Raw genomic sequence first — 1,782 nt, 5'->3', positions numbered from 1 at the left:
CAATCGGGCAAAACCACCCTCGCCCGACATTTTCTGAACCGGCCTGAATATGAGGAGACCAGTAGCTACCTGACTCTGGATGATGAGAATATTCTTGCCATTGCCCGTAACGATCCCATCGGTTTGCTGCGTAGCCAGTCCCGGCCAGTGGTGATTGATGAGGTGCAGCGGGCACCTGAGCTGATTCGCACGATTAAATTGCTGGTGGATGAGGATCGTCAGCCCGGTTCGTTTATTCTGACCGGCTCTGCGGATCTGATGACCTTGCCGACGCTGGCAGACTCGCTGGCCGGACGTGCCGAGTTTGTCACCCTGTATCCTTTTAGCCAGGCAGAGCTAAAGCAAATCCCATCCGGACAGCAAGAAAGAGGCGATATTATTCACCAGTTACTGGCTCCGGACTGTCTCCCAGACGCTTTAAACCCTCTTGAATACGATCAGGTTATTTCAGCTATTGTCTGTGGCGGTTATCCGGAGGTTCAGCAGCGTTCGCCGGGGCGCAGAACCCGCTGGCACCGGGCTTATGCAGATGCCATTGTCCGAAGGGATATAGAAGAGGTGTTTCAGCTTCAGAAGCTGGATGCAATGGCGCAGTTGCTTAAGCTATTGGCGGCGCTGTCATCAGAATCCCTGAACTACGCCAGTCTTGGCAAGGCAGTGCAGATGGATAATAAATCGGTTCAGAAATACGTGTCGGCACTGGAAAATCTTTATTTGGTCAAGCGCATTCCGGGTTTTCATCGCAATGAACTGAAGCGGGCCATCAGGCAACCCAAGATACATTTTGTCGATACCGGATTGCTCTGTGCCATACGAGGCATTAACGAAACTGCAATTCAGGCAGATAGAAACTTGATGAGGTCGTTGATGGAAACCTGGGTGTGCACCGAGCTGTTAAAGGCTATTGCTGTCAGTGAAGAAGAGTGTCAGCTATTTCACTACCGGGATAAAAATAAACGAGAGGTGGATTTTATTCTGTCCGGCAACAACGGCCAGGCGACAGGCATTGAAGTGAAGGCAGGCATGACCATTAAGCGGGAGATGTTTGCAGCTCAGGAAATGCTCATAGAGGCAGGAAGTATCCGGCGGGGGGTGATTGTATATAACGGTGACAGGGTGTTGCCCTTCTCGAACAATCTGATGGCTGTACCGGCAGGATGTCTGTTCTGCCCCGGCGGGTTTTATATGTAGGAAGCAAAACGCTTCTGGATTACCAGTACCAAAGAAAAAAGCTGGTTAACTGGCTTCGCTCCCAGTTAACCGGCGACCTTGGCGAGGGTGAAATACTGACGGGCAGCTCGCCTCCGGACCGTTATTTTACCGGCATTTTGTTTCCTCTGTCCCAATACGAAGACGCTGAAGAAGATGCACCTGATAACGATGATCCTGATTCTGCCCAGTCGATCCGTTCAACCAGGCGTTACCAGCCTCCCTGTTCTGCAGGCATGTCATTTTTCCTGACGGGTAACAAAATTACGTTGCGGGTTTATTATTCTGCCTGGAGCTTTGCACCTGAAGGAAAGAGTCATTACCGCAATATCAAGGACTGGGTCAAAAGCTGTCTTACGGAAGATGGTGGCGAAGAGGTTGTTTTCAAAAAGCCTGATACCTTGGCAACTACACACAGCGAAACCAGAGAAGTGCTAAACAACCGGGGGAAAATAAACATTTTATGGCGTCTTCACGGGAAGGGTTAAAAACAGTTCGTAATAATCTATTATAATCTAAAACTATCTAATACAATCTCAAGAATGGATAAGAGATTAGTGAAGATAGGTGAGG

At 49.4% G+C, this 1,782-nt stretch carries 2 protein-coding genes; both read left to right on the top strand.

Annotated features, from left to right (window positions below):
* On the top strand, window positions 1–1,191 hold a 1,191-nt coding region (locus KDK19_RS14620), incomplete at its 5' end, for an ATP-binding protein (RefSeq protein ID WP_257292249.1).
* Window positions 1,158–1,697 carry a hypothetical protein gene (locus tag KDK19_RS14615; RefSeq protein WP_257292248.1) on the top strand — a complete coding sequence of 180 codons (540 nt, stop codon included), beginning with the start codon at window positions 1,158–1,160 and terminating at the stop codon, window positions 1,695–1,697. The genes KDK19_RS14620 and KDK19_RS14615, both read left to right, overlap by 34 nt.
* Window positions 1,698–1,782: the final 85 nt, after the last annotated feature.

The organism is Endozoicomonas sp. ONNA1 (assembly GCF_024606325.1).
In the GTDB taxonomy this organism is placed as follows: Bacteria; Pseudomonadota; Gammaproteobacteria; order Pseudomonadales; family Endozoicomonadaceae; genus Endozoicomonas_A.
Note: the sequence above shows the minus strand (reverse complement) of the source record. Positions and strands in the feature narration are given on the sequence as shown.